Here is a 26351-nt window from a genome sequence, read left to right on the forward strand (position 1 = left end):
CCCCCGCAATCGCAGTAGGAATAATTTCCCACCAACATCAGATCATTCATACTCCGCACCGCTCTTGACCTGATGATGGACCACCTGTCTTGATGACCTTTCATGTCTGACCCGCTCTGGGCTGCCCGCCTGGGCGACGCGTTGTCCCATACCTCGATGATGGCCGATATTCTCGGCGGCGTGCTCGAGGTCGCGGCCAACGTCGCCATCGGCGCACTGGCCACCGCAGCCGTGGTTGCCGCCACCGGGATCACCGTCGCCACCGGCGGCCTCGGGGCCTGTGTGCTGGGCGCCGTGGTCGGGGTCATTGTCGGCGTGGCGATGAGCAAGACCGGCGCCGACAAGGGCCTGAGCAAGATGTGCGAGGGCATCGGCAACAGCCTCTTTCCGCCCACGGTGCAGGCCACCATCCTCACCGGCTCGACCAATACCCTGATCAACTCGATTCCCGCCGCCCGCGCCGCCGGTGCGGTGCCGTCCCACGTCGAAGCGGCCGGCACGCCAGACAGCGATGAGCCGGCCCCGGAAGCCAGCTACCTGGATATCGCCAAGGGCTTCTTTGCCCAGATGTGGCGACCCACGGTGGCAACGCCCGCTCCCGGCGCCGTGCCCAAGCCGCTGGATCTGGTGACCTGCATGAAGCATCCGCCGATGCCGTCGCAGTTTCTCGCCGAAGGGTCGGAAAAGGTCAGCATCAACGGTCAGCCCGCCGTGCGCAGTGGCGACCGCAGTACCTGTGACGCTACCGTCGTTTCGTCCGGCTTGATCTCACCCAACGTCACCATCGGCGGCGGTTCGGTGGTGGTGCGTGAGATCCGTAGCGGCAAGACTCCGGGCGTCGGCCTGGCCATCACCGCGCTGATGATGCTCAAGGGCAGCAAGGGCAAATTTCTCAGCAACCTGCCGTGCATGCTGTTGGCCGGGGTCAATTCCTTTGTCACCAGCCAGGCCATCGGCGCGCTGACCAACGCCATCGCCGGTTCGCCGAACCCGGTGCACGCCGCCACCGGCGCCAAGGTACTGGGTGGCCTGGACGACCTGGATTTCGCCCTGCCGGGGCTGCTACGCCTCGACTGGCAACGCTTCTACAACAGCCGCGACGAGCGTCGCAACGGCCTGTTCGGCGCAGGTTGGAGCGTGCCTTATGAAGTCAGCGTGCAGGTCGAAGCACACCCCGAGGGCGGCGAACGGCTGATCTACACCGACGAACAGGCCCGGCGTATCGACATGGGCTCGATCCCCCTGGGCAGCGCGGTGTTCAGTGCCGGTGAAGGCTTGAGCGTCCGCCGGCATGGCAATGGTCAATTATTGATCGAAAGCGACGACGGTCTCTATCGTCTCTTCGAAGCCCAGCCCGGCGAGCCCGCTCACTTGCGCCTGACTCAACTGGGCGACCGCAACGACAACCGCCTCTATCTCGACTACGACGAGTCAGGGCGACTGTTGCGTCTACGCGACACCTTCGATCTCGTCCAGGCCCAACTGATCTACAGCGACACATGGCCGAACCGGGTCAGCCGGATCGAGCGCCTGTACCCGGATCATTCGAACGAGCTTCTGGTCAGTTACACCTACGACCTGCGCGGCGACCTGGCGCAAGTACTGGATGCCACCGGCCATGCGCAACGGCGCTTCGCCTACGATGACGGCCAGCGGCTGGTGGAGCACCAACTGTCCGTCGGCCTGCGCTGCTTCTACCAATGGGCACAGATCGACGGCCGCGAATGGCGGGTGGTACGTCACTGGACCGACGAAGGCGATGAATATGCCTTCGACTACGACCTGGACGCCGGGACCACCCGCGTCACCGACAACCTCAAGCGCACCAGCACCCGGCGCTGGAACCCGCAACACCAGATCACCGAATACACCGACAACCTCGGCCAGACCTGGCAGTTCCAGTGGAGTGACGAACGCCAGTTGCTCGGCGCCATCGATCCCCAGGGCGGCCAATACCAATTCAGCTACGACGAAGCTGGCAACCTGTGCACCACCCAGGACCCACTGGGCCGCAGCGAATCGACCCTTTGGCTGGAGCACTGGGCCTTGCCGCTGGTGGAAACCGACGCGGCGGGTAACAGCTGGCAGTTCCGCTACGACAACCGTGGCAACTGCATCCAGGAAACCAATCCACTGGGTCACGTTACCCGCTATCGCGTCGACGCCCAGGGCCAGACCGTCGAGATCATCGACGCCAGCGGCAAAAGCAAAACCCTGCGCTGGAGCCCCCTCGGTCAACTGCTCGAACATATCGACTGCTCCGGCTACCCGACACGCCTGGGTTACGACGAGCGCGGTCTGCTGCGCACGATCACCGATGCCCTGGGCGAACGCACCCAGTACGACTACGACCCCCAGGGCCGCTTGCTGAACAGCCACTTGCCGGACGGCCGCACGCACCAGTACCAGCGCAATGCCGACGGCCAGTTGATCGGCTACACCGACCCCGCCGGACAGACCATCGCCTACCACTACGACCGTCGCGGCCAGGTGCGCCAGCGCATCGATGCCAGCGGTCGGCAGGTGCAGTTCAGCTACGACGCCTATGGACGCTTGCAGGCGCTGAGCAATGAGAACGGCGAAAGCTATCGCTTCGCCTGGGATGCCAGCGACCGCCTGGTGGAACAGCAGGACCTGGACGGTAGCGCCCGCCGTTACACCTACAACGCCCGGAACGATGTCACTCGCGTCGATACCCTGCCCGCGCCCCATGGCAGCGGCCTGGCGGTAGTCCCCGCAACGCCGGTCGCACCGATTGTCCATCACCTCGAACGCGACGCTGCCGGACGCCTGACAGCGAAAATCACCGACGACGGCCGCACCGAATACAGCTACGACGCGCTGGATCAACTGACGGCGGTCACCTTTACCGACAATGACGGCCAGGCACAGAGCCTGGGCTTCGCCTACGACGCCCTTGGCCAGTTGCTGGAAGAACAAAGCACGGCGGGCAGCCTCCAGCATCACTACGACGAATTGGGCAATCTGATCCAGACGCAGTTGCCGGATGGTCGCTGGCTCAATCGGCTGTATTACGGCAGTGGTCATCTGCACCAGATCAATCTGGACGGTCGGGTCATCAGCGACTTCGAGCGTGACCGCCTGCACCGCGAGGTGCTGCGCACCCAAGGTCAACTCGATACCCGCAGCGAATACGATCGCGCCGGACGTCTGCGTTCGCGCCTGCGCCGCCCGATCAGCCAACCTTCGGCGTTGCCCGCGCCGGCGCAGCAACATTTCGACTACGATCCCGCCGATCACCTGGTCGGCCGCCTCGACCAGCAACATGGCGGCACCCATCGACAGTTGATGCACCACGACGCCAGCGGTCGCATCGTCGCCAGCCAGGACAGCGTCCAGGGCCAGAGCGAGACCTTCGCCTACGACGCCGCCGCCAATCTGCTGGACGGCCCCACAGGCGGCCGGGTGCTGCACAACAAGCTGCTGACCTACCAGGACAAGCGCTATCGCTACGACGCCTTCGGCCGGATGATCGAGAAGCGTAGCGGCAGCCATCGGGTCCAGCGCTTCGCCTACGATGCTGAGCACCGTCTGATCGAGGTGCGCAACCAGGACGGTGCGCGGGAAACCGTGGTGCGCATGAGCTACGATCCGCTGGGCCGGCGTATCGCCAAGAGCGAGCACGACAGCCACGGTTACCCCCTGGGCGAGACCCGATTCACCTGGGATGGTCTGCGCCTGCTGCAGGAACACCGACACGGCCTGAGCAGCCTCTACCTCTACGCGGACGATGGCCACGAGCCGCTGGCCCGGGTCGACGGCAGCGGCGCCTTGCAGAAAATCCGCTATTACCACAACGACCAGAGCGGCTTGCCCGAACAACTGACGGAAAGCGACGGCCATGTGGTCTGGCGGGCGCGCTACCGGATCTGGGGCAATACCGTCAGCGAAACACGCGAGCCTCATTACCTGGAGGAGCAGAACCTGCGCTTCCAGGGACAGTACCTGGACCGCGAAACCGGCTTGCACTACAACACCTTCCGCTTCTACGACCCGGATATCGGGCGCTTTACCACCCCCGACCCGATCGGCCTGGCCGGTGGCCTCAACCTGTATGCCTATGCGCCGAACCCACTGACCTGGGTCGACCCCCTTGGACTAAGCTGTGGTCCTTCGGGCAAAGTGCCGATTACCCGTAACTCCGCGCGCAAGCTGTTGAAAAGCCGGGGGCTGAACCAAAAAATCCAGCGTGAAACCGTCGACAGCTTCCAGGGGCAGATCTACGCCACTCGAGGAAAGAAAGGTGATGTGTTCACCATCACCGAGCACAAACCCGGCACTGCTTCGCAAATCTACGTCACCCGTGGCTCGGCGGGCGCGACCGCAGCGGACAGACGCGCGAACCTGGCACTGCCCAACAGCAACAGCGCGGTACACGAAGGCCAGGTCGCCCTGACCCGCGACCAGGTCCTGCTGGAAGGCCGGGTGGCTCCCCAACCACAATGGGGCGCGGACAAGGTCGGCGGCGGATGGCAAGTCGTTACGGCCGGCGGACGATATTCAGGAGCAACGGAACGACTATGAACCTCAAAGAATGCAACGACACCCTCTGCGACCTGCTGAGACGCTCGGGTTATGAAGACGAAGCCGATGAGATCCAGGCACTGGTAGACATCGTGCTGGACCCGGCTAGCAACGACAGTCAGCGCAACGAAGCGATCAAGAACCTGACAATGCGTTGTCATCCCAAATGGCTGGGAGACTTTTTCATCGACGGCATGACCTATCCACAATGGACCGATCTCATTACTCACTTCGAAAAACTGCTCATGCGCCAGAAACGCCCATGATGGTCGCCCTCTACGAGGAGGATGACCTCGACGACCAGGTACGACAGTTGTCCACCGCCCTAGGCACGCTGATCGCGCAATTGCAGAAAAGCCGCAACGAGTCCGCTCAGTTTTTCATCGACAAGGCGGCTGAACTCAGAGCCGCCGGCGATGTTCGCGAAGCCCTGGAACAGCTCTCGACCTGCCGGGCCATGGCCCAATACGGCAACTTCTCCTACACCGAGGAGAGTCAGTTGGAAGGGGTGGTCGATGCGGCCGCCGCTTGCCTGGCAGCCCTGCCGAAACCCTGAAACCGCCATCGCCGCGATGCGACATCCCGACAAGCCAGCACACAAAGGCTGGGCACGACGATATTCTGATGGCGGAACACGTACCTGAAGCTCCGCTCCCACATGGCTATCCGGTCGTCTGCAGATTGTTGATTCGACACTGAACAGTGGGGGCCTTGCGACAGCACCGCCAGAATGAAAAATGGGCACCCGATCCGATCGGCGTGCCCATTTTTTCTACAGCCCTCCCGTTGCTCCGGGAGTGGTACCTGACGCTTACGGGTTGACGCTATCTTTGAGCGACTTGCCCGGTTTGAATGCGACGGTATTGCTGGCCTTGATCTTCACCGGCTCGCCGGTTTGCGGGTTCTTGCCGGTACGGGCACCGCGATGGCGCTGCAGAAAGGTGCCGAAACCTACCAGGGTGACGCTGTCTTTGCGGTGCAGCGCGCCGGTGATTTCTTCGAGGACGGCGTTGAGCACGCGGCTGGCCTGTTCTTTCGTGAGGTCCGCTTTTTCAGCAATTGCAGCGGCGAGTTCTGGTTTACGCATAATGAAGCCTCTTTGACGGTTTTTTGTTGTTATGTCCGTGCTGTTCTTCCGGAACAGCGCCCAAGGCGCCGCAGGCTCTACTCTGCGGCAGACGGGAGTGAGGATGGCACGAGGCAAGGTCCCGCGCCAGTCTCGTTACGACCTTTGTAGGGGCAAGAAGCGGGTGTTTACGACAGAAGGACCGGTATTTACGCCAGCAACGGCGGAAGCTCCTTGTTCAGGGCCAGTTTTTCCATCACCGCCGCGCCCGTCAGGGCATAACCCAGCAGCCGACCGCCGGTGTCGCGGCACAGGGCCTTGATGTCGGCGCCCTGCCCTTCGACCGTCCACACGCCTTCGCTGCCACGGGGCGGTGGCGACACCACCAGCGGGCACACCGGCGTCTTCACGGTGATCGGCATGGCGCCGTAGCTCACCGCGGTGGCATTGCCGGCCAGGGTCTGGGCCAGCGCCCGGGCGCAGCTCATCAGCGGCATGACGTACAGCAGGTTCAAGCCATCGACCTCGGCGCAGTCGCCCAGGGCGTAGATATTGGCGTGGGAGGTTTTCAGGTGGCGATCAACCACCACCCCGCGATTGACCTGCAGGCCGGCGGCGGCGGCCAGGTCGATGCGCGGACGCAGGCCGATGGCCGAGACCACCACGTCGCAGGCCACGGTGGCGCCGTCCGACAGATGCGCCTCCAGGTGATCGCCGCTGCGTTGCAGGCGGGTCAGCACCGGGCCCAGGTGAAAACGCGCACCAAGGCTTTCCAGGCCCGCCTGCACAGCGGCGGCGGCCGCCGGGTGCAGCAACGTCGGCATGACCTGTTCGCACGGCGCAACCAGTTCCACCTGGTAACCACCAAGGATCAGGTCATTGGCGAACTCACAGCCGATCAACCCGGCGCCCAGCAGCAGCACACGCTGCTTGCCCGCCGCCGCCACACGGAAACGCGCGTAGTCTTCCAGGTCGTTGATCGGGAAGATCGCCTCGGGGGCATCGCCTTCCACCGGCACCCGCACGGTTTCCGCGCCCCAGGCCAGGATCAGGTCACGGTAGCTCACCGCTTCCTCGCCGATCCACAGGCGTTTGTGGCCCGGGTCGATGCCGCTGATGCGGGTGTGGGTGCGGATCTCGGCCTTGAGCTGCTCGGCCATGGTCCCGGGTTCGGCCATGCTCAGGCCATCGGCGTCCTTGTTCTTGCCGAAGCCGGTGGAGAGCATGGGCTTGGAGTAGGAACGCCCGTCGTCGGCGGTGATCAGCAGCAGCGGGGTTTCGCTGTCGAGCTTGCGAAACTCCCGGGCCAGGTTGTAACCGGCCAGCCCGGTACCGACGATCACGACAGGTGCGCTCATTCCTTTCTCCAAGTCCATAGACATCTGTTTAAAAATTGATCGATCAGGCGATTTCGATCATTTCGAAATCCGTCTTGCCGACGCCGCAGTCCGGACACAGCCAGTCAGCGGGGACATCTTCCCAGCGGGTCCCGGGGAGGATGCCATCATCCGGCCAACCGTCGGCTTCGTTATAGATCAGCCCGCAAACCACACATTGCCACTTCTTCATCTCGTTACTTCCTCGGTTCCCAGGCTTTTAACGGCACGGACAGTCGATAGGCACAGCGTTGCCGTCCGGCTCAGGGCGTTTTGTACTGATCGAAGGCCGCCGATGCAAGCACGATCGACAGCGTTGATCAGCCTGGCGCTCTAAACGGCCGAACCGCCTGTGATAAGCTCGGCGCCTCACTGGCTGCCAATCAACTGCCCATCGTGCCGCACAAAGCCCCCGTTCCAGCGTCTCCCGCCTGGCTCACCCAGAGCCGGCTGACCACCCCGCCAGACGCACCAACCCTCGACTGGTTATTTGACGAAGGGTCTCTTACTCGTCGTCTTACAGCACTTTCCGATAACGCTTTCAGTGTCACGCCACTGTTCGAAGGCTGGCAACCGCTGCGCGACGACGAGTGCGCCTCGCTGGAGTTGCCGGGTGAAAGCCTGGGTTGGGTGCGCGAGGTGTATTTGCGCGGTCACGGCCAGCCCTGGGTGTTCGCCCGTAGCGTCGCGGCGCAGAGTGCCTTGCGCGAAGGCGGCCTGAATATGGACGAGTTGGGTAGCCGTTCACTGGGTGAACTGCTGTTCTGCGATCAGGCGTTCGAACGCCAGGCCATCGAAGTCTGCCATTACCCGGCGCCCTGGCTGCCGCCGGAGCATCGCGCCGATCATCTCTGGGGCCGCCGCTCACGTTTCAATCGCGGGCCGCTGAGCCTGCTGGTGGCGGAGATTTTCCTGCCGAGCCTGTGGCACGCCGTCAGTACCTGTGGGGAGAACTGCTGATGTACCTGAACCTGCTCAAATCCATGAACCGCCTGCACCCACGGGCCTGGGACTTTCTCCAGCTGACCCGCATGGACAAGCCCATCGGCATTTACCTTCTGCTGTGGCCGACCCTCAGCGCCCTGTGGATCGCGGCCAAGGGTGTACCGTCGCTGGGCAACCTGCTGATCTTCACCCTCGGCGTGATCCTGACCCGCGCCGGCGGCTGCGCCATCAATGACTTCGCCGACCGCAAGGTCGACGGCCACGTCAAACGCACCGAGCAGCGGCCCATCGCGGCAGGGCGGATCAGCGGCAAGGAAGCCCTCGTGGTGTTCGCCCTGCTGATGGGAATCAGTTTCCTGCTGGTGCTGTGCACCAATGCGACCACGGTGTGGTTGTCCTTCGGTGCCCTGGCGGTAGCGGCCTGCTACCCGTTCATGAAGCGCTACACCTATTACCCGCAAGTGGTGCTGGGGGCGGCGTATTCCTGGGGCATCCTGATGGCCTTCACCGCCGAGACCGGCAGCCTGCCCGCCACGGCCTGGTTGCTGTATATCGCCAATGTGCTGTGGACGGTGGCATTCGACACCTATTACGCCATGACCGACCGTGAGGACGACCTGAAGATCGGCGTGAAATCCACTGCCATTCTGTTCGGCGAGGCCGATCGGGTGATCATCCTGACCTTGCAGGGCCTGATGCTCGGCTGCCTGCTGCTGGCCGGGGCGCGGTTCGAGCTGGGGGGCTGGTTCCATATCGGGCTTTTAGCGGCCGCGGCATGTTTTGTCTGGGAATTCCGGGTCACCCGAGGCAAGGACCCGCAGCTCTGCTTCAAGATGTTCCTGCACAACCACTGGGCGGGATTGGCGATTTTCCTGGGTGTGGTGCTGGATTACGCGGCGCGCTGAGCAACCCCGCTCGCCAGCCAGGCACCCGTTCCAGAGGACACAACGGAACCTGTAGGAGCCTGGCTTGCCAGCGAAGCTTTTAGCGGTCTCAAGGGCCTCTTCGCGGGCAAGCCCTGCTCCTACAAGGTATTGCGGTGAATCAGTGCTTGGCCATGTGCCACATACCGCCTTTGCCATCACCCATGGCGTCTCCAGGCTTGGCGTCCATCTTGTAGGTGTACATCGGTTTGCCGTTATGCGCCCACTGCATCGTGCCGTCATCGCGCTTGATCATTGTCCAGCCAGCCTCAGCCTTGGCATCCGCAGGAGCCATCATCGGCGGCCAGTTCTTGGCGCAATCGCCATTGCACATGGATTTGCCGTTGGCATCCTTATCAAAGGTGTACAACGTCATCCCCTTGCTATCGACCATCATGCCGTTTTTCATCATGGCCGGCTCAGCCGCGAAAACCAGGGTCGGCAGCGTTAACGCCGCCGTTACCATCAGGGCTTTCAACGAAAACGAAGAGTAAGTCATAAGAACCTTCCTTTTGTGGTTGTAGGATTCGAACCCCCAGCGTAGCCCATGAATATGACCATTGCGGCGTGCGGAAAAAAGCTGTCACATGTCTGCAATAATTTCGTTATCTAATGCGGCGCAAGACAGTTAAATGACAAGAGGGTGAAGGGATATGGTTGGCAGGAGCATTCTGATCGTCGACGACGAAGCGCCCATCCGCGAGATGATCGCCGTTGCGTTGGAAATGGCCGGCTATGACTGCCTGGAAGCGGAAAACTCCCAGCAGGCCCACGCGATCATCGTCGACCGCAAACCCGACCTGATCCTGCTCGACTGGATGCTGCCCGGCACCTCGGGCATCGAGCTGGCCCGGCGCCTCAAGCGCGACGAGCTGACCGGTGACATCCCGATCATCATGCTCACCGCCAAGGGTGAAGAAGACAACAAGATCCAGGGTCTTGAAGTCGGCGCCGATGACTACATCACCAAGCCATTCTCTCCACGGGAGCTGGTGGCGCGCCTCAAGGCAGTGCTGCGCCGGGCCGGCCCGACCGACGGCGAAGCCCCCATCGAAGTCGGCGGCCTGCTGCTCGACCCCATCAGCCACCGGGTGACCATCGACGGCAAACCGGCGGAAATGGGGCCTACCGAATACCGCCTGTTGCAGTTCTTCATGACCCACCAGGAACGTGCCTACACCCGTGGCCAGTTGCTGGACCAGGTCTGGGGCGGCAATGTCTATGTCGAGGAGCGAACCGTCGACGTGCATATCCGCCGTCTGCGCAAAGCCTTGGGCGATGCCTACGAAAATCTGGTACAAACCGTGCGCGGCACCGGCTATCGTTTCTCGACCAAGGGTTGAGAACCGCTGCAAACAACCCGCAATACATCGGTAACCGAGCCGCTTCAAACTGGCAGCGTTGAAGCTTGTCGCTCGAACGGCTTCGCCTCCAAGGACGCATGTTGAAGTGAATCAAAACTGGCATGGCACCCTGATCCGCCATTTGTTGTTGCTGGTCACCGGCTGCCTGGTGGCAGGGCTGGCCAGCGGGTATTACGGCTGGAGCCTGGCCGTGGGCCTGGGGCTTTACCTGGGCTGGACCCTCAAGCAACTGCTGCGCCTGCATCAATGGCTGCGCCATCACAAACCCGAAGAATCACCGCCGGACGGCTATGGCCTGTGGGGCGACGTATTCGACAGCATCTATCACCTGCAACGTCGCGACCAGCGCGTGCGCGGGCGCCTGCAAGCGGTGATCGACCGGGTCCAGGAATCCACCGCCGCCCTCAAGGACGCGGTGATCATGCTCGACAGCGACGGCAACCTGGAATGGTGGAACCGCGCGGCGGAAACCCTGCTGGGCCTCAAGACGCCCCAGGACAGCGGCCAGCCGGTGACCAACCTGGTGCGCCATCCGCGCTTCAAGGAATACTTCGAACAGGAAAGCTACGCCGAGCCGCTGGAAATTCCCTCGCCGACCAATGACCGCCTGCGTATCCAGCTCTATATCACCCGCTACGGCAACAACGAGCACCTGATGCTGGTGCGCGACGTGACCCGCATCCATCAGCTGGAACAGATGCGCAAGGACTTCGTCGCCAACGTCTCCCATGAGCTGCGCACGCCACTGACGGTGATCTCCGGCTACCTGGAAACCCTGCTCGACAACGTCCAGGAGGTGAACCCACGCTGGGTTCGCGCCCTGCAGCAGATGCAGCAGCAAGGCAGCCGCATGCAGACCCTGCTCAACGACCTGCTGTTGCTGGCCAAGCTGGAAGCCACCGACTACCCGTCGGACAACCAGCCGGTGCGCATCGACACGCTGTTGCAGTCGATCAAGAACGATGCCCAGGCCCTGTCCGGGCAACGCAACCAGACCATCACCCTGGAAGCCGATGGCGCCATCCGCCTCAAGGGCAGCGAGGCGGAACTGCGCAGCGCGTTCTCCAACCTGGTGTTCAACGCCGTCAAATACACCCCGGCCGAAGGCAATATCCGCATTCGCTGGTGGGGCGACGAGCACGGCGCGCACCTGAGCGTGCAGGATTCGGGCATCGGTATCGACAACAAGCACCTGCCACGCCTGACCGAACGCTTCTACCGGGTCGACTCCAGCCGCAACTCCAACACCGGCGGCACCGGCCTGGGCCTGGCCATCGTCAAACACGTGTTGCTGCGCCACCGCGCCCGCCTGGAAATCAGCAGCGTATTGGGCCATGGCAGCACCTTCACCTGCCATTTCGCCCCGGTCCAGGTGACGCGCACCAGCACCCGCAACCTGCCCGCCTGACGCCTTGCCGGGACACCGGCCGGGCCAGGCCACTAGGCAACGGGCGCATCTGCCGCTACATTGGTTGACTTGTGCCTGCCTTTCAGGCCTCCACCCACCTACTTCAAATTGAAATACGGAACCCGTAAAACCCCATCATGGACCCTTCCCCTAGTAGCTTGACCCTCGCTTCGCTCTTCGCCGACTTCGGCATGATTCTTTTCGCTCTGATCCTGGTATTGCTCAACGGTTTCTTCGTTGCGGCGGAATTCGCCATGGTCAAGCTGCGCTCGACCCGGGTCGAGGCCATCGCCCACCAGAACGGCTGGCGCGGGCAGATCCTGCGCACCGTGCACAGCCAGCTGGACGCCTATCTGTCCGCCTGCCAGTTGGGTATCACCCTCGCCTCCCTGGGCCTGGGCTGGGTCGGTGAACCGGCCTTCGCCCACCTGATGGAGCCGCTGCTGAGTGCCGTCGGTGTGAACTCCGCCGAAGTGATCAAGGGCGTGTCGTTCTTTACCGCCTTTTTCATCATTTCCTACCTGCACATCGTGGTCGGTGAGCTGGCGCCCAAATCCTGGGCGATTCGCAAGCCCGAGCTGCTGTCGCTGTGGACGGCGGTGCCGCTGTACCTGTTCTACTGGGCGATGTACCCGGCCATCTACCTGCTCAACGCCAGCGCCAACGCCATCCTGCGGATCGCCGGCCAGGGCGAGCCCGGCCCCCATCACGAGCACCATTACAGCCGTGAAGAACTCAAGCTGATCCTGCACTCCAGCCGTGGCCAGGACCCCAGCGACCAGGGCATGCGCGTGCTGGCCTCGGCAGTGGAAATGGGCGAACTGGAAGTGGTCGACTGGGCCAACTCCCGTGAAGACCTGGTGACCCTGGACTGCAATGCGCCGCTCAAGGAAATCCTCGCGCTGTTCCGTCGCCACAAGTTCAGCCGTTATCCGGTGTACGACGCCGAACGCAACGTGTTCGTCGGCCTGCTGCACATCAAGGACCTGCTGCTGGAACTGGCGGCCCTGGACCATATTCCCGAGTCGTTCAACCTCGCCGAGCTGACCCGGCCACTGGAGCGGGTATCGCGGCATATGCCGTTGTCGCGCCTGCTGGAACAGTTCCGCCAGGGCGGCTCGCACTTCGCCCTGGTGGAAGAAGCCGACGGCAAGGTGATCGGCTACCTGACCATGGAAGACGTGCTCGAAGTGCTGGTGGGCGATATCCAGGACGAACACCGCAAGACCGAGCGCGGCATCCTCGCCTATCAGCCGGGCAAGTTGCTGGTGCGGGGCGATACGCCGTTGTTCAAGGTCGAACGCCTGCTGGGCATCGACCTGGACCATATCGAGGCGGAGACCCTCGCCGGGCTGGTCTATGACTCCCTGAAGCGGGTTCCGGAAGAGGAAGAAGTGCTGGAAGTCGAAGGCCTGCGCATCATCATCAAGAAGATGAAAGGGCCGAAGATCATCCTGGCCAAGGTCCTCAAGCTCGACTGATAGGGGTCATTTCCCCCTCAGGGCAAAATTCGGCAGCATCTCCAGCGGCTGGCTGAACTGATAGGGAATCGACACCAGCCCCATCCCGGTATTGCGCTGCACCACGAAGTGCAGGTGCGGCCCGGTGCTGTTGCCGGTGTTGCCCGACAGCGCCAGCGGGCTGCCCACTTCCACCCGCTGGCCTTCGCGCACGCTCACCGAGCCTTGCTTGAGGTGCAGGTACACGCCCATGGTGCCGTCGTCGTGCAGCACCCGCACGAAGTTGCCCGAAGGGTTCTTGCCGCCGCCGCTCTGGTCGTTCTCGGTCTTGATCACTACCCCGCCCCGCGCCGCGATGATCGGCGTGCCTACCGGCATGGCGATGTCCATCGCGTAACGGCTCTTGGTGCCGAAGTGGCTGTATTGCCCATTCGGTCCCTGGGTCAGGCGAAACGGCCCGCCACGCCAGGGAAAGGGGTAACGGTAGCCCTGAGCCTGCCCGGAAGGGTCGCCCAGGAAGTATTGGAACCTGGGGACGTAGCGCATCGGCTCGCCGGCCTGAATCGCCGTGAGCAGCGCCAGGCGCTGGTTGCTGCGGGCCGGCAGGACCTTGCGGATCGACTGCGGCGCACCGCTGACGTTCTTCAGGGCCCCGAAACCCAGCTCGATCTCCACTGGGGCATAGAGGTCGTTGCGCACGTAGACCTCATCACCGCCCTTCTGCTTGCGGATATCCAGGCGCACCTGATGCTCCAGGTGCTCGACCATCCGATCACGAAACACGAATACCTGGGCGCCCGGCGCCGGGCGGTCACTGTAGGAGACCACCCCATTGGCATCGGTGTACTTGTAGATGGTCATGGCCGCAGCCGAGGTGGCGGCCATCAACAGACCACAGGAAAGCAGCAGGCGCAGGAACATAAGCGAGAGTCGCCGAATAAAACATGGCGACCAGACTAGCAGGTGGCCAGGGCATTTGTGTGAATCACGCCAGCTGGATGGCCCCGGGGCCAAAGCACAGGTCGACGTTCAATTGAGCCGGCTCGGACAGGTTCACCAGCGCATCCAGGGAGAACTTGTCGATCTTGCCGTTCAGCAGGTCATTCAGCCTCGGCTGGGTGATCCCCAGGCGCTTGGCTGCGTCCTTTTGCGACACCTCCCAAGCGTTGACCCGGCTGATCAGCTCCATCATCAGCTTGGAGCGCAGGCGCATGTTGGCGGCCTCCCGAGGAGTGTCCTCAAGGGCATCCCAGACAGAGGCGAAACGTTCAGTCTTGATGGCGTTGGTCATAGCGTTGCTCCTATCTCCTGCAGTCTGGCCCGCGCCAGCTCAATATCCCGGGTTTCCGTTTTCTGGGTGGTCTTTCTGAAGGCGTGAAGGACATACAGGGCATCGGCCCGGTTGACCACATAGAACACCCGAAATGCGCCACTCTCTTCACTCACCCTGATCTCATAGACACCCTTGCCTACCGTCTTCATGGGCTTCCAGTCGCAGGGCGCTTCACCCTGCTGCAGAAGATCCAGCTGAAAACCGACGGCTCTTCGCGCATCCAGCGGGAACGCCTTGAGATCCCTGAGTGAGCTCCCTACAAACACCACATCCTTGTGCCTTGGCATCGACTTCTCCTGTTGCTGACAGGAAAAGACTAATCAATGAACGGGATATCCGTGGTGCGAGGTTGTTTCAAAGCTTGGCGCAAAGGCGACCACCCACATGACTCTTAAATAGATTATATCGAAACAGATATAAAACAACCTGAGCGAAAGGATTCGGACGAAAGGCGTTCCGAGGGCAGGCGTCAGTATCGGAGGAAGGTCAGGCAAACGGCGCGGTGTGCAAAGCCACCACGCCGTCAGGCGGGTATCAAGCCCCGGGAACGAAGTGCTTCAGGGCGGTGCCACGGGCGATCAGGCGGGAGATATAGTCCAGCTTCTGGGCGTCCTGGTCGACAAAACGGAAGGTCAGTTGCAGCCATTCGCTGTCCGGCTTCGGCTCATGGGCGACGATGGCATGCAGATAGCCGTTCAAACGGGCGATCTCGGCGTTATCGCCCTGCTCCAGGTCCAGCACGGCGTTTTCCAGCACCTGCGGGAGGATCTCGGTACGCCGTACCACCAGCAAGGCTTCCTTGATGCTCAGTGCCTTGATCACGCACTGCTGGGTGCCACTGGACAGACGCAACTGGCCCTGGCCACGACCGCCCGAGGCTGCGGCGGCGCCCGCTGGCGATGCCGCAGTGGCCGGACGCACCGGCGGGCTGTTGAGCAGGCCTTTGGACGGGGCCGCCGCAGGGGCTTGCGCCGCCGCCGGGCTGACCACTTCGGCACGACCGCCGGTCAGGGCGCTCAGGGAGTCATTGGCAAAAGCCGAGTTGGCCTTGGTCGGCGCGCTGTTCATCAAGGTGTCGAGCTTGCCGACCTTGTGCAACGCCTGCTTGACCTTGGTCAGCAGCTGTTCGTTGGTAAACGGCTTGCTCACATAACCGGAAACACCGGCCTGGATCGCCTGAACCACGTTTTCCTTGTCGCCACGGCTGGTCACCATGACAAACGGCATCGTCTTGAGGTTGTCCTGCTGGCGGCACCAGGTCAGCAACTCCAGACCGGACATTTCCGGCATTTCCCAGTCGCACAACACCAGGTCGAACGCTTCGCGAGCCAGTACCGCCTGGGCCTTGCGCCCGTTGACAGCGTCTTCGATCCGGATGCCCGGGAAGTAGTTGCGCAGGCATTTCTTCACCAGATCGCGGATGAACGACGCGTCATCCACCACCAAAACACTGACTTTACTCATTGACCATTCCTCTGAAAATCCCGGCTAGCATACTGACTAATGGCTATTTGCCAACAGCGATTGGTCACACCGGGACTTTTCGTTCGCGGGTGCTCGTAAAAATTCGTACGCCACAAACAAAAACGCCCGACCTTAGGCCGGGCGTTTTTCTCAGGCAATCTTACTTATCGTCAGCTTCGCCGGGAACATTAGCAGTTTCGGACAAGGTGCCCTCAACTTCCTGACGCATGCGCTTGAGGCCCATGTGCCGGACGTCGGTGCCGCGCACCAGGTAGATCACCAGTTCGGAGATGTTCCGTGCATGATCGCCGATGCGCTCCAGGGAACGCAGTACCCAGATGATGCTCAGTACCCGGCTGATCGAGCGCGGATCTTCCATCATGTAGGTTGCCAGCTCGCGCAGGGCCGTCTTGTACTCGCGGTCGATGATCTTGTCGTATTGCGCCACCGACAACGCCAGCTCGGCGTCGAAGCGGGCAAAGGCGTCCAGCGAGTCACGGACCATGTTGCGCACCTGGTCGCCGATATGACGCACTTCGACATAACCACGCGGCGCCTCGCCCTCCTCGCACAGCTGGATGGCGCGACGGGCGATCTTGGTCGCTTCGTCACCGATGCGCTCCAGGTCGATTACCGACTTGGAGATGCTGATGATCAGGCGCAGGTCAGAGGCCGCCGGCTGGCGACGGGCGAGAATGCGCAGGCATTCCTCGTCGATATTGCGTTCCATCTGGTTGATCTGGTCGTCGATTTCGCGCACTTGCTGGGCCAGGCCCGAATCGGCTTCGATCAACGCGGTGACCGCGTCGTTGACCTGCTTCTCGACCAGACCGCCCATGGCCAGGAGGTGGCTGCGTACTTCTTCCAGTTCCGCGTTGAACTGCGCGGAAATGTGATGGGTAAGACCGTCTTTATCAATCATTGTGTCGCTCCGCGAAAGCTGCAAGCTTCAAGCTGTAAGCTTCAAGCCGAATTATGAATATGCTCAGGCTGCCCGTGCTTGCCGCTTGTCGCTGACGACTTGCAGCTTCCTCACCTAGCCATAACGACCGGTGATGTAGTCTTCTGTCTGTTTCTTCGCCGGGTTGGTGAACAGGGTGTCGGTGTCACCGAACTCCACCAGCTTGCCCATGTACATGAACGCGGTGTAGTCGGAAACCCGAGCGGCCTGCTGCATGTTGTGGGTGACGATCACAATAGTGAATTTAGATTTCAACTCGTAGATCAGCTCTTCGACCTTGAGGGTCGAGATCGGATCGAGTGCCGAGCACGGTTCGTCGAGCAACAACACTTCCGGTTCGACCGCGATGGTCCGGGCAATCACCAGACGCTGTTGCTGACCGCCGGACAGGCCCAGGGCCGAGTCGTGCAGACGATCCTTGACCTCTTCCCACAGCGCCGCGCCCTTGAGGGCCCATTCCACGGCTTCATCGAGAATACGCTTCTTGTTGATGCCTTGGATACGCAAGCCGTAGACCACGTTTTCGTAGATGGTCTTGGGGAACGGGTTGGGTTTCTGGAACACCATGCCGACCTTGCGGCGCAGCTCGGCGACGTCCTCGCCCTTGCGGTAGATGTTGTTGCCGTAGAGGTTGATTTCACCCTCTACGCGGCAACCGTCCACCAGGTCGTTCATACGGTTGAAGGTGCGCAGCAGCGTCGACTTGCCGCAACCGGACGGGCCGATAAAGGCGGTCACGCGCTGCTTGGGGATATTCATGCTGACGTCGTACAACGCCTGCTTCTCGCCGTAGTACAGGCTCAGTTTCGGGACTTCGATGGCAACGGTTTCGCTCGCCAGGTCCAGGCTCTGCTTGCTACGGCCCAGGGCGGACATGTTGATGCCGTGGGTTTGGGGTTCATGCTGCATGGGGTAACTCCCTGCGCTAACAAATTCGGTTCAATGAGCCGTCGACACAATGCCTGGGTCAACGGTAACGCCGTTCTGTAGGAGCGTGGCTTGCCCGCGAAGGGGGCCTCAAGACCGCCAAAAGCTTCGCGGGCAAGCCACGCCCCCACAGGGACGGCAATCAGCTATCCAGCGCCTTGTACTTCTCGCGCAGGTGGTTGCGAATCCATACGGCCGACAGGTTCAAGGTGGCGATCACCAGCACCAGCAACAACGCCGTAGCGTAGACCAACGGACGAGCGGCCTCGACGTTCGGGCTCTGGAAGCCGACGTCGTAGATGTGGAAGCCCAGGTGCATGATCTTCTGGTCCAGGTGCAGGTACGGGTAGTTGCCGTCCACCGGCAGCGACGGCGCCAGTTTCACCACCCCCACCAGCATCAGCGGGGCCACTTCGCCGGCGGCGCGGGCCACGGCGAGGATCATCCCGGTCATCATCGCCGGACTGGCCATCGGCAGGACGATCTTCCACAAGGTCTCGGCCTTGGTCGCCCCCAGGGCCAGCGAACCTTCGCGCACGGTGCGGGGAATCCGCGCCAGGCCTTCCTCCGTCGCCACAATCACCACCGGCACCGCCAGCAGCGCCAGGGTCAGGGAGGCCCAGAGCAGGCCCGGGGTACCGAAGGTCGGTGCCGGCAGGGCTTCGGGGAAGAACAGCCGGTCCAGCGAGCCGCCCAGCACGTAGACGAAGAAGCCCAGGCCGAACACGCCGTAGACGATCGCCGGGACACCGGCCAGGTTGTTCACCGCGATGCGGATGATCCGGGTCAGCGCGTTCTGCTTGGCGTATTCACGCAGGTAGACCGCCGCCAGCACGCCGAACGGGGTCACGATCATCGCCATGATCAGGGTCATCATCACGGTGCCGAAGATCGCCGGGAAGATCCCGCCTTCGGTGTTGGCTTCACGCGGATCGTCGCTGAGGAACTCCCAGACCTTGCTGAAGTAGAAGCCCAGCTTGGTCAGCTTGCCCATGGCGTTCGGCTGATAGGCGTGGACCACTTTGCCGATGCTGATTTCCAGTTCCTTGCCGTTGGCATCGCGGGCCGTCAGGCTGTCGCGGTTGAACTGGGTGTGCAGATCGCTCAGGTGCGCTTCGATGTCCTGGTAACGGGCATTCAGTTCGGCACGTTCGGTCGCCATGTCGGCTTGCGCGGTGGCATCGAGCCGGCCTTCCAGTTCCAGCTTGCGGCCATGCAGACGAATCCGCTCGAGGCCGGCGTTGATGGCGCCGATGTCGCTCTTCTCGAGTGTCTTGATCTGCGCCGCCAACCCGTTCACGCGCTGGACACGGGCCTGCAACTCGGGCCAGGCGGCTTCGCCTTCGGCGATCACCTTGCCGTTCTCCTTGACGTTGACCAGGGTGCCGTAGAAATTGCCCCACTCACGACGCTCGATGGTCATCAGTTCGGCCGGGTAGGTCTGGTCCTGCAACCATTCGCCGACGATCCAGGTGAAGTCGTTGCCGTTCAGGTCGCGGTTACCGACCTTGATCAGCTCCCGGGTCATGAACTCGGGGCCTTCGTCCGGTACCGGCAAGCCGGCGGTCTTCAGGCGCGCGCGCGGCACCTCTTCCTTCTGTACCACTTCGCCGACCACGAGCTGGTTGGCCTGGCCCGGCACGTTGTACTGGGCATGCACCAGGTCGGCCGGCCAGAAGTGGCCCAGGCCGCGCACAGCGATCACGGCCAGCAGGCCGATGGTCATGATGACCGCGATGGATACCGCACCACCGCTGATCCAGACGCCGGGGGCGCCGCTCTTGAACCAGCTGTTCAGGGAGTTCTGTTTCACAGACTTCTACCTTTCTTAAAGCGACGAGTATTTCTTGCGCAGACGCTGACGAATCAGTTCCGCGAGGGTGTTCATGATGAACGTGAACAGCAGCAGCACCAGCGCCGAGAGGAACAGCACGCGGTAGTGGCTACCGCCGACTTCCGACTCCGGCATCTCCACCGCGACGTTGGCCGCCAGGGTGCGCAGGCCCTCGAACAGGTTCATCTCCATGACCGGGGTGTTGCCGGTGGCCATCAGCACGATCATGGTCTCGCCGACGGCGCGGCCCATACCGATCATCAGCGCCGAGAAGATCCCCGGGCTGGCGGTGAGGATCACCACCCGCGTCATGGTCTGCCACGGCGTGGCGCCCAGGGCCAGCGAGCCCAGGGTCAGGCCGCGCGGCACACTGAACACGGCGTCTTCGGCGATGGAGTAGATGTTCGGGATCACCGCGAAGCCCATGGCCAGGCCGACCACCAGGGCGTTGCGCTGGTCGTAGGTGATGCCCAGGTCGTGGGAGATCCACATGCGCATGTCGCCGCCGAAGAACCAGTTCTCCAGATGCGGGCTCATAAACAGCGAGAGCCAGCCGACGAACAGGATCACCGGAATCAGGATCGCGCTTTCCCAGCCGTCCGGCACCCGCAGGCGCAGCGAATCGGGCAGGCGGCTCCAGGCGAAGCCGGCCACCAGGATGCCGATCGGCAGGAGCATCAGCAGGCTGAAGATCCCCGGCAGATGCCCTTCTACATAAGGTGCCAGGAACAGGCCGGCGAAGAAGCCGAGGATCACCGTCGGCATCGCTTCCATCAATTCGATCACCGGCTTGACCTTGCGGCGCATGCCCGGGGCCATGAAGTAGGCGGTGTAGATCGCAGCGGCGACGGCCAGCGGTGCGGCCAGGAGCATGGCGTAGAACGCGGCCTTCAGGGTACCGAAGGTCAGCGGCGACAGGCTCAGCTTGGGTTCGAAGTCGGTGTTGGCGGCGGTCGATTGCCAGACGTACTTGGGTTCGTCGTAGTTCTCGTACCAGACCTTGCTCCACAGCGCGCTCCAGGACACTTCCGGGTGCGGGTTATTGAGGACCAAAGGCTGGATCTTGCCACCTTGCTCGACGATCACCCGGTTGGCCCGCGGCGACAGACCGAACAGGCCCTGGCCGTCGACCACCTGGTTGACCAGCAGGGTCCGGTGCGCGGTGCTGTGGAAAATGCCGAGCTTGCCGGAGGCGTCCATGGCGACAAAGCCCTTGCGACGCTCTTCGGCGGTGATTTCGACGATCGGCGCGGTGCCCATCTGGAAACCGCGGATATTTTTCAGGCGCAGTTCACCATCCGGATCGCGGGCCATGAACCACTGGGCCAGGCCGCCGGTGGAGTCACCAATGATCAGCGAGATACCGCCCACCAGTTGGGTACTGGCGGTCACTTCGGCATTGGCGCTTTCCAGCAGTTTGTAACGACCGTTCAGACTCTTGTCGCGCAGGCTGAACACATCGGCCTGGGCGCGCCCGTTGATCACATACAGCCACTGCTGGCGCGGATCGATATAGATCGCCTTCACCGGCTCGGTCATCTGCGGCAGCTCGATGCTCTTCTGCTCGCTGGTGACCTCGCCGGTCATCATGTTTTCTTCTTTGGTCAGCGCCAGCACGTGCAGTTGCGCGCCGGTGGAGCCGGCCACGACCAACGTGGTGTCGGCGGCGTTCAGGTTCACATGCTCAAGGGCACGGCCCTGGTCATCAAGAATGATCGGTGCCTCGCCGTAGGGGTACTCGACCGCGGGGGAAATGGTTTTCTTGCCGTCCGGATACGTCACTTTATAGGTGTGACGGAACACCAGCGCCTGGCCATTGGACAGGCCGACAATCACCAGCGGGATACCCGGCTGGTCCTTACTGATAGAGGTGACCGTGGTGCCGGCCGGAATCGGCAGGTCGACCCGCGACAGTTCGCTGGCGTCCTGGACATTGAAGAACAGCACCTGGCCTTTGTCGGAAACCCGCATGCCGACCTGGTTCTGCTCTTCCAGGGAGATCATCAGGGGTTTGCCGGCGTCCTGGATCCAGGCGGGGGTAATGCTTTTCTCGGCGGTCAGCGAGGCGCCCTGGAACAGGGGCAGGACCACATAACCGAGAAAGAAGAAGATCAGGGTGATCGCCCCGAGGACGGCGAGGCCGCCAATGAACACATACCAACGGGTCAGGCGATCCTTCAGCGCGCGGATTCGGCGCTTGCGTTGCAGCTCAGGCGTATTGAAATCAATGCGCTTGGGGGGTGAAGTCGTAGTCATGGTGGAATTGGCCAGATCGTTCATGCGCACACCCTAGCGGTCCTGTATGACAGAAAGATGACAATGCGGTGACGCACTGAAGCCGCCGCCCAGCAAGGCTGGCAGCGGTTTCGGAATGAAGGGCGCGGTCGATTGGGATCAGACCGCGCCTTGGTGTTGCTGCCGGGACTGGCGTCCCGGCCGAAGGCTTACTGCTTGCCTTCGCTCAGGCCCAGGTCAGCCAGTGCCTTGGCGGCAACTTTGGCGGGCAGTGGGATGTAGCCGTCTTTCACAACCACTTCCTGACCCTGCTTGGACAGAACCAGTTTCACGAACTCGGCTTCCAGCGGTGCCAGAGGCTTGCCCGGGGCCTTGTTGACGTAGACGTAGAGGAAACGCGACAGTGGGTATTTGCCGTTCAGGGCGTTTTCTTCGCTGTCTTCGATGAACTCGGTGCTGCCTTTCTTCGACAGGGCAACGGTTTTCACGCTGGCGGTCTTGTAGCCGATACCCGAGTAGCCGATACCGTTCAGCGAGGAGCTGATGGACTGCACAACGGAAGCCGAACCCGGTTGTTCGTTCACGTTAGGCTTGTAGTCGCCTTTGCACAGGGCTTCTTCCTTGAAGTAGCCGTAGGTGCCGGATACCGAGTTACGGCCGAACAGTTGCACTGGCTTGTTGGCCAGGTCACCGGTCACACCCAGGTCAGCCCAGGTCTTGACTTCGGCTTTGGCGCCGCACAGACGAGTCGAGGAGAAGATCGCGTCGACTTGTTCCATGGTCAGGTGCTTGATCGGGTTGTCCTTGTGCACGAACACGGCCAGGGCATCCACGGCGACCGGGATAGCGGTCGGCTTGTAGCCGTACTTCTGCTCGAAGGCCGCCAGTTCGGTGTCCTTCATCTTGCGGCTCATCGGGCCCAGGTTCGAAGTGCCTTCAGTCAGGGCGGGCGGCGCGGTAGCGGAACCGGCGGCCTGAATCTGAATGTTCACGTTCGGGTATTCTTTCTTGTAGCCCTCGGCCCACAGGGTCATGAGGTTGGCCAAGGTGTCGGAACCAACACTGGACAGGTTACCCGATACGCCCGTGGCTTTTGTATAAGACGGAATGGCCGGGTCCACACCAGCGGCGACCGCGTGGGCAGTTGCAACGCCAGCAGCGACAAAAGTCATTGCCGCCATCAAACGCTTCAGTTTCATGCCTTGCTCCTAGCAGAGAGGGTTTATCAGATCGGGGCCAAGTATCAGTAGGCCGGATGAACACTCTATGACTGGTATATGACAGTTAGATGAATGGCCATCATGCGCAAAACGCTGGTTTTTTGAACGCAAAAGCGGGCAAACGCCCGCCTTTACTGGACTACGCCGCCGTCGCGCGGCACTGAATCATGTCAAGACTGAAACAATTTGAAACCCTCTTCCTTTATATAGAGGGACTCCCATTTCCACCGTCGCAGCTTAACGCCCCTTCGACCACAGATACCCGCCCACTAGCACACCGATGCCGCAAATGATCGCCACATAATAAGCAGGGCCCATCGGGCTTTCCTTGAGCAGCAGGGTGACGATCATCGGGGTCAGGCCGCCGAAGATCGCGTAGGCCAGGTTGTAGGAGAACGACAGGCCACTGAAGCGCACCACCGCCGGGAACGCCTTGACCATCACGTAAGGCGTCGCACCGATGGTGCCGACGAACAGACCGCTCAGGGCATACAGCGGGAACAGCCACTCGGGATGAGTCGGCACGGTGCTATAGAAGGTCCAGAACGTCACCATCAACCCCAGGCTGCCGAATACGAAGACCCGCCCGGCACCAAAACGGTCGGCCAGCGCACCGGAAAGGATGCAACCCAGGGTCAGGCAGATCGTCGCCAGGCTGTTGGCTTCCAGCGAAATGGTCGGGGAAAAGTGAAAGGCCGTTTGCAGCACGGTCGGGGTCATCAGGATTACCACCACCACGCCAGCGGACAGCACCCAGGTCAACAGCATCGAGATCAGGATCGCGCCGCGATGATCACGCAGCACCGCGCCCAGCGGGATGCCGTCGGACAGCGCCTTGCGTTTCTGCAGTTCGGCAAATACCGGGGTCTCGTGCAACCAGCGGCGCAGGTAGACCGAGAACAGGCCGAACACACCGCCCAGCAGGAACGGGATCCGCCAGGCGTAATCCGCCACTTCCAGCGGGGTATAAAGGCTGTTGATCAGGGTCGCCACCAACGAACCGAGCAGGATGCCGGCGGTCAGGCCCGAAGTCAGGGTGCCGCAGGCAAAGCCGATCTTGCGCTCCGGCACGTGTTCGGCGACGAACACCCAGGCCCCCGGTACTTCACCACCGATGGCCGCACCCTGGATCACCCGCATCAGCAACAGCAGGATCGGCGCCCAGATGCCGATCTGCCCATAGGTCGGCAGCAAACCCATGATCAGGGTCGGCACCGCCATCAGGAAAATACTCAGGGTGAACATCTTCTTGCGCCCCAGCAGGTCGCCGAAGTGCGCCATCACGATGCCGCCCAGTGGCCGGGCCAGGTAGCCGGCGGCGAAAATCCCGAAGGTCTGCATCAGGCGCAGCCACTCGGGCATGTCCGCCGGGAAAAACAACTTGCCGACCACTGCGGCAAAAAACACGAAAATGATAAAGTCGTAGAACTCCAGCGCACCGCCCAGGGCAGACAGCGATAAAGTCTTGTAGTCGTTACGGGTCAGCGGGCGCGCGGGTTGCGCAATCGGGGTGGACGCGGTGGTCATGGGCTTCTCTTATTGGGCACGTCTATGAGCCACGCAAGGCTCGACTCAGGCTGGGAGCAGGTCTGGCACGATAGCAAATTGTTCGTAAAAGCACATGGATCGGCGCATTCGTCGGCAAAAATGAGAACCGGGAGGTCGTCTCGCGGTCTACCGACCGATATACTCGTGCCCTGCGCCGGGTAAAACCCGCAGGCTAGAGGGGTATTGTGCGAAAACGCCGTTGGGCCGAACCAGCCGCTTTCGCAGAGTTTCCCTTAGTGCGGCTTACGAGAAACGTAACGAACGTAGTATGTTCGGGCTGAATCGTTTTTCTTGAAGACGGCTATTCACCTGCAGTACCAACGTAGCGTTACGGGTCAGAGGCACCCCGGCATGATCGAACTCGAACAAGAAGATCCAATCCCGCAAGGCGATCTCGCCCTGCAAATCACCGCGCTCCCGCGTGAAGCCAACGGTTTCGGCGACATTTATGGCGGCTGGCTGGTCAGCCAGATGGACCTGGCCGGCACCGCCATGGCCAGTAAAGTGGCCGGCGGCCGGGTGGCCACGGTGTCCATCGACCGCATGGCGTTCCTGGTCCCGGTCGCCGTCGGCGCGCAATTGTCCTTTTATACCCATACCGAAGAAATCGGCCGCAGCTCGATGCGGATGATGGTCGAGGTGTGGAGCGACGATCCGCTGACCAGCGAATGGCGCAAGGTCACCGAAGCGGCGTTTGTGTTCGTGGCCATCGACGGCAGCGGGCGCACCCGCTCCGTGCCACGGCGTTAATCCGGCCGCCCGCGCGCGGCCCGTTACAACTCCCTGTCTTGCGAGAACACCATGACCACGCCCCATGTTGAAGCAGTAAAACTGGATGAGCTGAACGGCTGGCGGATCAGCCACGGCCAGGCCGAATTGCTGGTGGCGCAACAAGGCGCGCAGATCCTCAGTTACCAGTTGGCCGGGCAACCGCCGCTGATCTGGCTCAACAACGAGGCCGTGTTCAAGCAAGGCCAGGGCATTCGCGCTGGGGTGCCGGTGTGCTGGCCGTGGTTCGGCAACTTTTCGCGTAATCCGGACAGTGTCCAGGCCATGCGCCAGAGCAGCGAGGCCGCCACGGCCCACGGTTTTGTGCGGACGATGAACTGGACGCTCGAGGGCATCGAAGCGGAAGGCGAGGCGGTGAACGTGACGTTCAGCCTGCCGCTGCCCGAAGGCGGCCTGCCGGGTTGGCCGCACAAGGTTGGTCTGACCCTGCGTATTCGCCTGGGCGAGACCTTGCAGGTCGAGCTGATCAGCGAGAACCAGGACGATCATCCGGTCAGCATCAGCCAGGCGCTGCACACCTATTTCGCCGTCAGCGATGTCCGTAATGTGCAGGTTGAAGGGGTTGACGGCCTGAGCTATATCGACACGCTGAAGGACTGGCAGTCGACGACGCAGATGGGCAGCTTGCACTTTAGCGGCGAGACCGACCGTATCTACCAGGATGCGCCGTCGCAGCTGAGTATTGTCGACTCGGACTGGCAGCGACGTATCCAGCTGACCAGCAGCGGCTCGCGCACGGCGGTGATCTGGAATCCGTGGATCGGCCGGGCCAGTCAGCTTACCGATATGGCCGACGATGGCTGGCAGAAGATGCTTTGCATCGAGACGGCGAACGTGATGGATGATGTGGTGACGCTGGCGCCGGGGGCTAGTCATACGCTGGGTGTGACTATCGGTAGTCAGCGCCTGGCTTGAGACCGCGTCGCGGCCTTCGCGGGCAAGCCCTGCTCCTA

Annotated in this window: 24 protein-coding genes; 10 read left to right on the top strand and 14 right to left on the bottom strand. The window is 62.1% G+C overall.

The window, feature by feature from the left end:
- Nucleotides 1-102: 102 nt before the first annotated feature.
- From M5C56_RS07040 to M5C56_RS07050, 3 genes are read left to right on the top strand one after another with little or no spacing between them, the layout of a single operon-like run.
- Entirely contained in the window at nucleotides 103-4545 is a 4443-nt protein-coding gene (locus M5C56_RS07040; protein ID WP_247263080.1) for an RHS repeat-associated core domain-containing protein, read from the top strand.
- The gene (locus tag M5C56_RS07045) at nucleotides 4542-4811 is read left to right on the top strand and encodes a hypothetical protein (RefSeq protein WP_103499393.1); all 270 of its coding nucleotides are present in this window, start codon (nucleotides 4542-4544) and stop codon (nucleotides 4809-4811) included. The genes M5C56_RS07040 and M5C56_RS07045 overlap by 4 nt, the downstream gene beginning before the upstream one ends.
- Nucleotides 4808-5101, top strand: a complete 294-nt coding sequence (locus M5C56_RS07050) for a hypothetical protein (protein ID WP_103499394.1) — start codon at nucleotides 4808-4810, stop codon at nucleotides 5099-5101. The genes M5C56_RS07045 and M5C56_RS07050 overlap by 4 nt, the downstream gene beginning before the upstream one ends.
- Before the next feature lie 255 nt (nucleotides 5102-5356).
- Here M5C56_RS07050 and M5C56_RS07055 read toward each other — a convergent pair whose 3' ends face one another.
- The 3 genes from M5C56_RS07055 to M5C56_RS07065 form a co-directional block, all read right to left on the bottom strand.
- Nucleotides 5357-5632 (bottom strand): HU family DNA-binding protein, encoded by a 276-nt coding sequence (locus M5C56_RS07055; RefSeq protein WP_040071769.1) that lies wholly within the window; start codon nucleotides 5630-5632, stop codon nucleotides 5357-5359.
- Nucleotides 5633-5820: 188 nt separating this feature from the next.
- Complete coding sequence (locus M5C56_RS07060) at nucleotides 5821-6969, bottom strand: FAD-dependent oxidoreductase (RefSeq protein ID WP_103499395.1); 1149 nt, start codon at nucleotides 6967-6969, stop codon at nucleotides 5821-5823.
- 43 nt (nucleotides 6970-7012) lie between these two features.
- On the bottom strand, nucleotides 7013-7180 hold the full coding sequence (locus M5C56_RS07065) for a rubredoxin (protein WP_103499396.1): 168 nt from the start codon (nucleotides 7178-7180) through the stop codon (nucleotides 7013-7015).
- A 203-nt stretch (nucleotides 7181-7383) separates the two neighbouring features.
- Between M5C56_RS07065 and M5C56_RS07070 the strand changes: the two genes are divergently transcribed.
- Nucleotides 7384-7947, top strand: coding sequence for a chorismate lyase (locus tag M5C56_RS07070; protein WP_103499397.1), 564 nt, complete (start codon nucleotides 7384-7386; stop codon nucleotides 7945-7947).
- A complete protein-coding gene (ubiA, locus tag M5C56_RS07075) occupies nucleotides 7947-8837 on the top strand; it encodes a 4-hydroxybenzoate octaprenyltransferase (protein ID WP_103499398.1) in 891 nt (296 codons plus the stop codon). Before M5C56_RS07070 ends, ubiA begins: the two co-directional genes overlap by 1 nt.
- 139 nt (nucleotides 8838-8976) lie before the next feature.
- Here ubiA and M5C56_RS07080 read toward each other — a convergent pair whose 3' ends face one another.
- A complete protein-coding gene (locus M5C56_RS07080; RefSeq protein WP_103499399.1) occupies nucleotides 8977-9354 on the bottom strand; it encodes a hypothetical protein in 378 nt (125 codons plus the stop codon).
- A gap of 154 nt (nucleotides 9355-9508) precedes the next feature.
- On the opposite strand from M5C56_RS07080, the gene phoB reads away from it, so the two are divergent.
- The 3 genes from phoB to M5C56_RS07095 all read left to right on the top strand — a co-directional run bounded on the left by phoB (nucleotide 9509) and on the right by M5C56_RS07095 (nucleotide 13108).
- Entirely contained in the window at nucleotides 9509-10198 is a 690-nt protein-coding gene (gene phoB, locus M5C56_RS07085; protein WP_003176964.1) for a phosphate regulon transcriptional regulator PhoB, read from the top strand.
- Between the two features lie 106 nt (nucleotides 10199-10304).
- Nucleotides 10305-11627 carry a phosphate regulon sensor histidine kinase PhoR gene (gene phoR, locus M5C56_RS07090; protein WP_103499400.1) on the top strand — a complete coding sequence of 441 codons (1323 nt, stop codon included), beginning with the start codon at nucleotides 10305-10307 and terminating at the stop codon, nucleotides 11625-11627.
- Nucleotides 11628-11764: 137 nt separating this feature from the next.
- The gene (locus tag M5C56_RS07095; protein WP_103499401.1) at nucleotides 11765-13108 is read left to right on the top strand and encodes a hemolysin family protein; all 1344 of its coding nucleotides are present in this window, start codon (nucleotides 11765-11767) and stop codon (nucleotides 13106-13108) included.
- Between the two features lie 6 nt (nucleotides 13109-13114).
- On the opposite strand, the gene M5C56_RS07100 is transcribed toward M5C56_RS07095, so the two are convergent.
- The 10 genes from M5C56_RS07100 to M5C56_RS07145 form a co-directional block, all read right to left on the bottom strand.
- Nucleotides 13115-14008, bottom strand: coding sequence for a peptidoglycan DD-metalloendopeptidase family protein (locus M5C56_RS07100; protein ID WP_103499402.1), 894 nt, complete (start codon nucleotides 14006-14008; stop codon nucleotides 13115-13117).
- 64 nt (nucleotides 14009-14072) lie between these two features.
- Nucleotides 14073-14378, bottom strand: coding sequence for an XRE family transcriptional regulator (locus M5C56_RS07105; RefSeq protein ID WP_103499403.1), 306 nt, complete (start codon nucleotides 14376-14378; stop codon nucleotides 14073-14075).
- A complete protein-coding gene (locus M5C56_RS07110; protein WP_103499404.1) occupies nucleotides 14375-14707 on the bottom strand; it encodes a type II toxin-antitoxin system RelE/ParE family toxin in 333 nt (110 codons plus the stop codon). The genes M5C56_RS07105 and M5C56_RS07110 overlap by 4 nt, the downstream gene beginning before the upstream one ends.
- 247 nt (nucleotides 14708-14954) lie before the next feature.
- Nucleotides 14955-15884, bottom strand: a complete 930-nt coding sequence (locus M5C56_RS07115) for a response regulator (protein WP_103499405.1) — start codon at nucleotides 15882-15884, stop codon at nucleotides 14955-14957.
- 160 nt (nucleotides 15885-16044) lie between these two features.
- Nucleotides 16045-16806 (bottom strand): phosphate signaling complex protein PhoU, encoded by a 762-nt coding sequence (phoU, locus tag M5C56_RS07120; protein ID WP_100939820.1) that lies wholly within the window; start codon nucleotides 16804-16806, stop codon nucleotides 16045-16047.
- 114 nt (nucleotides 16807-16920) lie between these two features.
- Entirely contained in the window at nucleotides 16921-17754 is an 834-nt protein-coding gene (pstB, locus tag M5C56_RS07125) for a phosphate ABC transporter ATP-binding protein PstB (RefSeq protein WP_103499406.1), read from the bottom strand.
- A gap of 160 nt (nucleotides 17755-17914) precedes the next feature.
- Nucleotides 17915-19585, bottom strand: coding sequence for a phosphate ABC transporter permease PstA (pstA, locus tag M5C56_RS07130; RefSeq protein ID WP_103499407.1), 1671 nt, complete (start codon nucleotides 19583-19585; stop codon nucleotides 17915-17917).
- A 15-nt stretch (nucleotides 19586-19600) separates the two neighbouring features.
- Nucleotides 19601-21634: an ABC transporter permease subunit gene (locus M5C56_RS07135; RefSeq protein WP_178129710.1), complete on the bottom strand. Its 2034-nt coding sequence runs from the start codon at nucleotides 21632-21634 to the stop codon at nucleotides 19601-19603.
- 416 nt (nucleotides 21635-22050) lie between these two features.
- On the bottom strand, nucleotides 22051-23040 hold the full coding sequence (locus tag M5C56_RS07140; protein ID WP_103499409.1) for a phosphate ABC transporter substrate-binding protein PstS: 990 nt from the start codon (nucleotides 23038-23040) through the stop codon (nucleotides 22051-22053).
- A 258-nt stretch (nucleotides 23041-23298) separates the two neighbouring features.
- A complete protein-coding gene (locus M5C56_RS07145) occupies nucleotides 23299-24588 on the bottom strand; it encodes an MFS transporter (protein WP_103499410.1) in 1290 nt (429 codons plus the stop codon).
- A gap of 372 nt (nucleotides 24589-24960) precedes the next feature.
- Here M5C56_RS07145 and M5C56_RS07150 point away from each other — a divergent pair, with 372 nt between their 5' ends.
- Together M5C56_RS07150 and M5C56_RS07155 are read left to right on the top strand one after the other, a co-directional pair.
- Nucleotides 24961-25359: an acyl-CoA thioesterase gene (locus M5C56_RS07150; protein WP_040071787.1), complete on the top strand. Its 399-nt coding sequence runs from the start codon at nucleotides 24961-24963 to the stop codon at nucleotides 25357-25359.
- A 51-nt stretch (nucleotides 25360-25410) separates the two neighbouring features.
- Nucleotides 25411-26313, top strand: coding sequence for a D-hexose-6-phosphate mutarotase (locus M5C56_RS07155; RefSeq protein WP_103499411.1), 903 nt, complete (start codon nucleotides 25411-25413; stop codon nucleotides 26311-26313).
- The last annotated feature ends 38 nt before the right edge of the window (nucleotides 26314-26351 follow it).

The organism is Pseudomonas sp. MWU13-2862, from assembly GCF_023242495.1.
Taxonomy (GTDB): Bacteria; Pseudomonadota; Gammaproteobacteria; order Pseudomonadales; family Pseudomonadaceae; genus Aquipseudomonas; species Aquipseudomonas gingeri_D.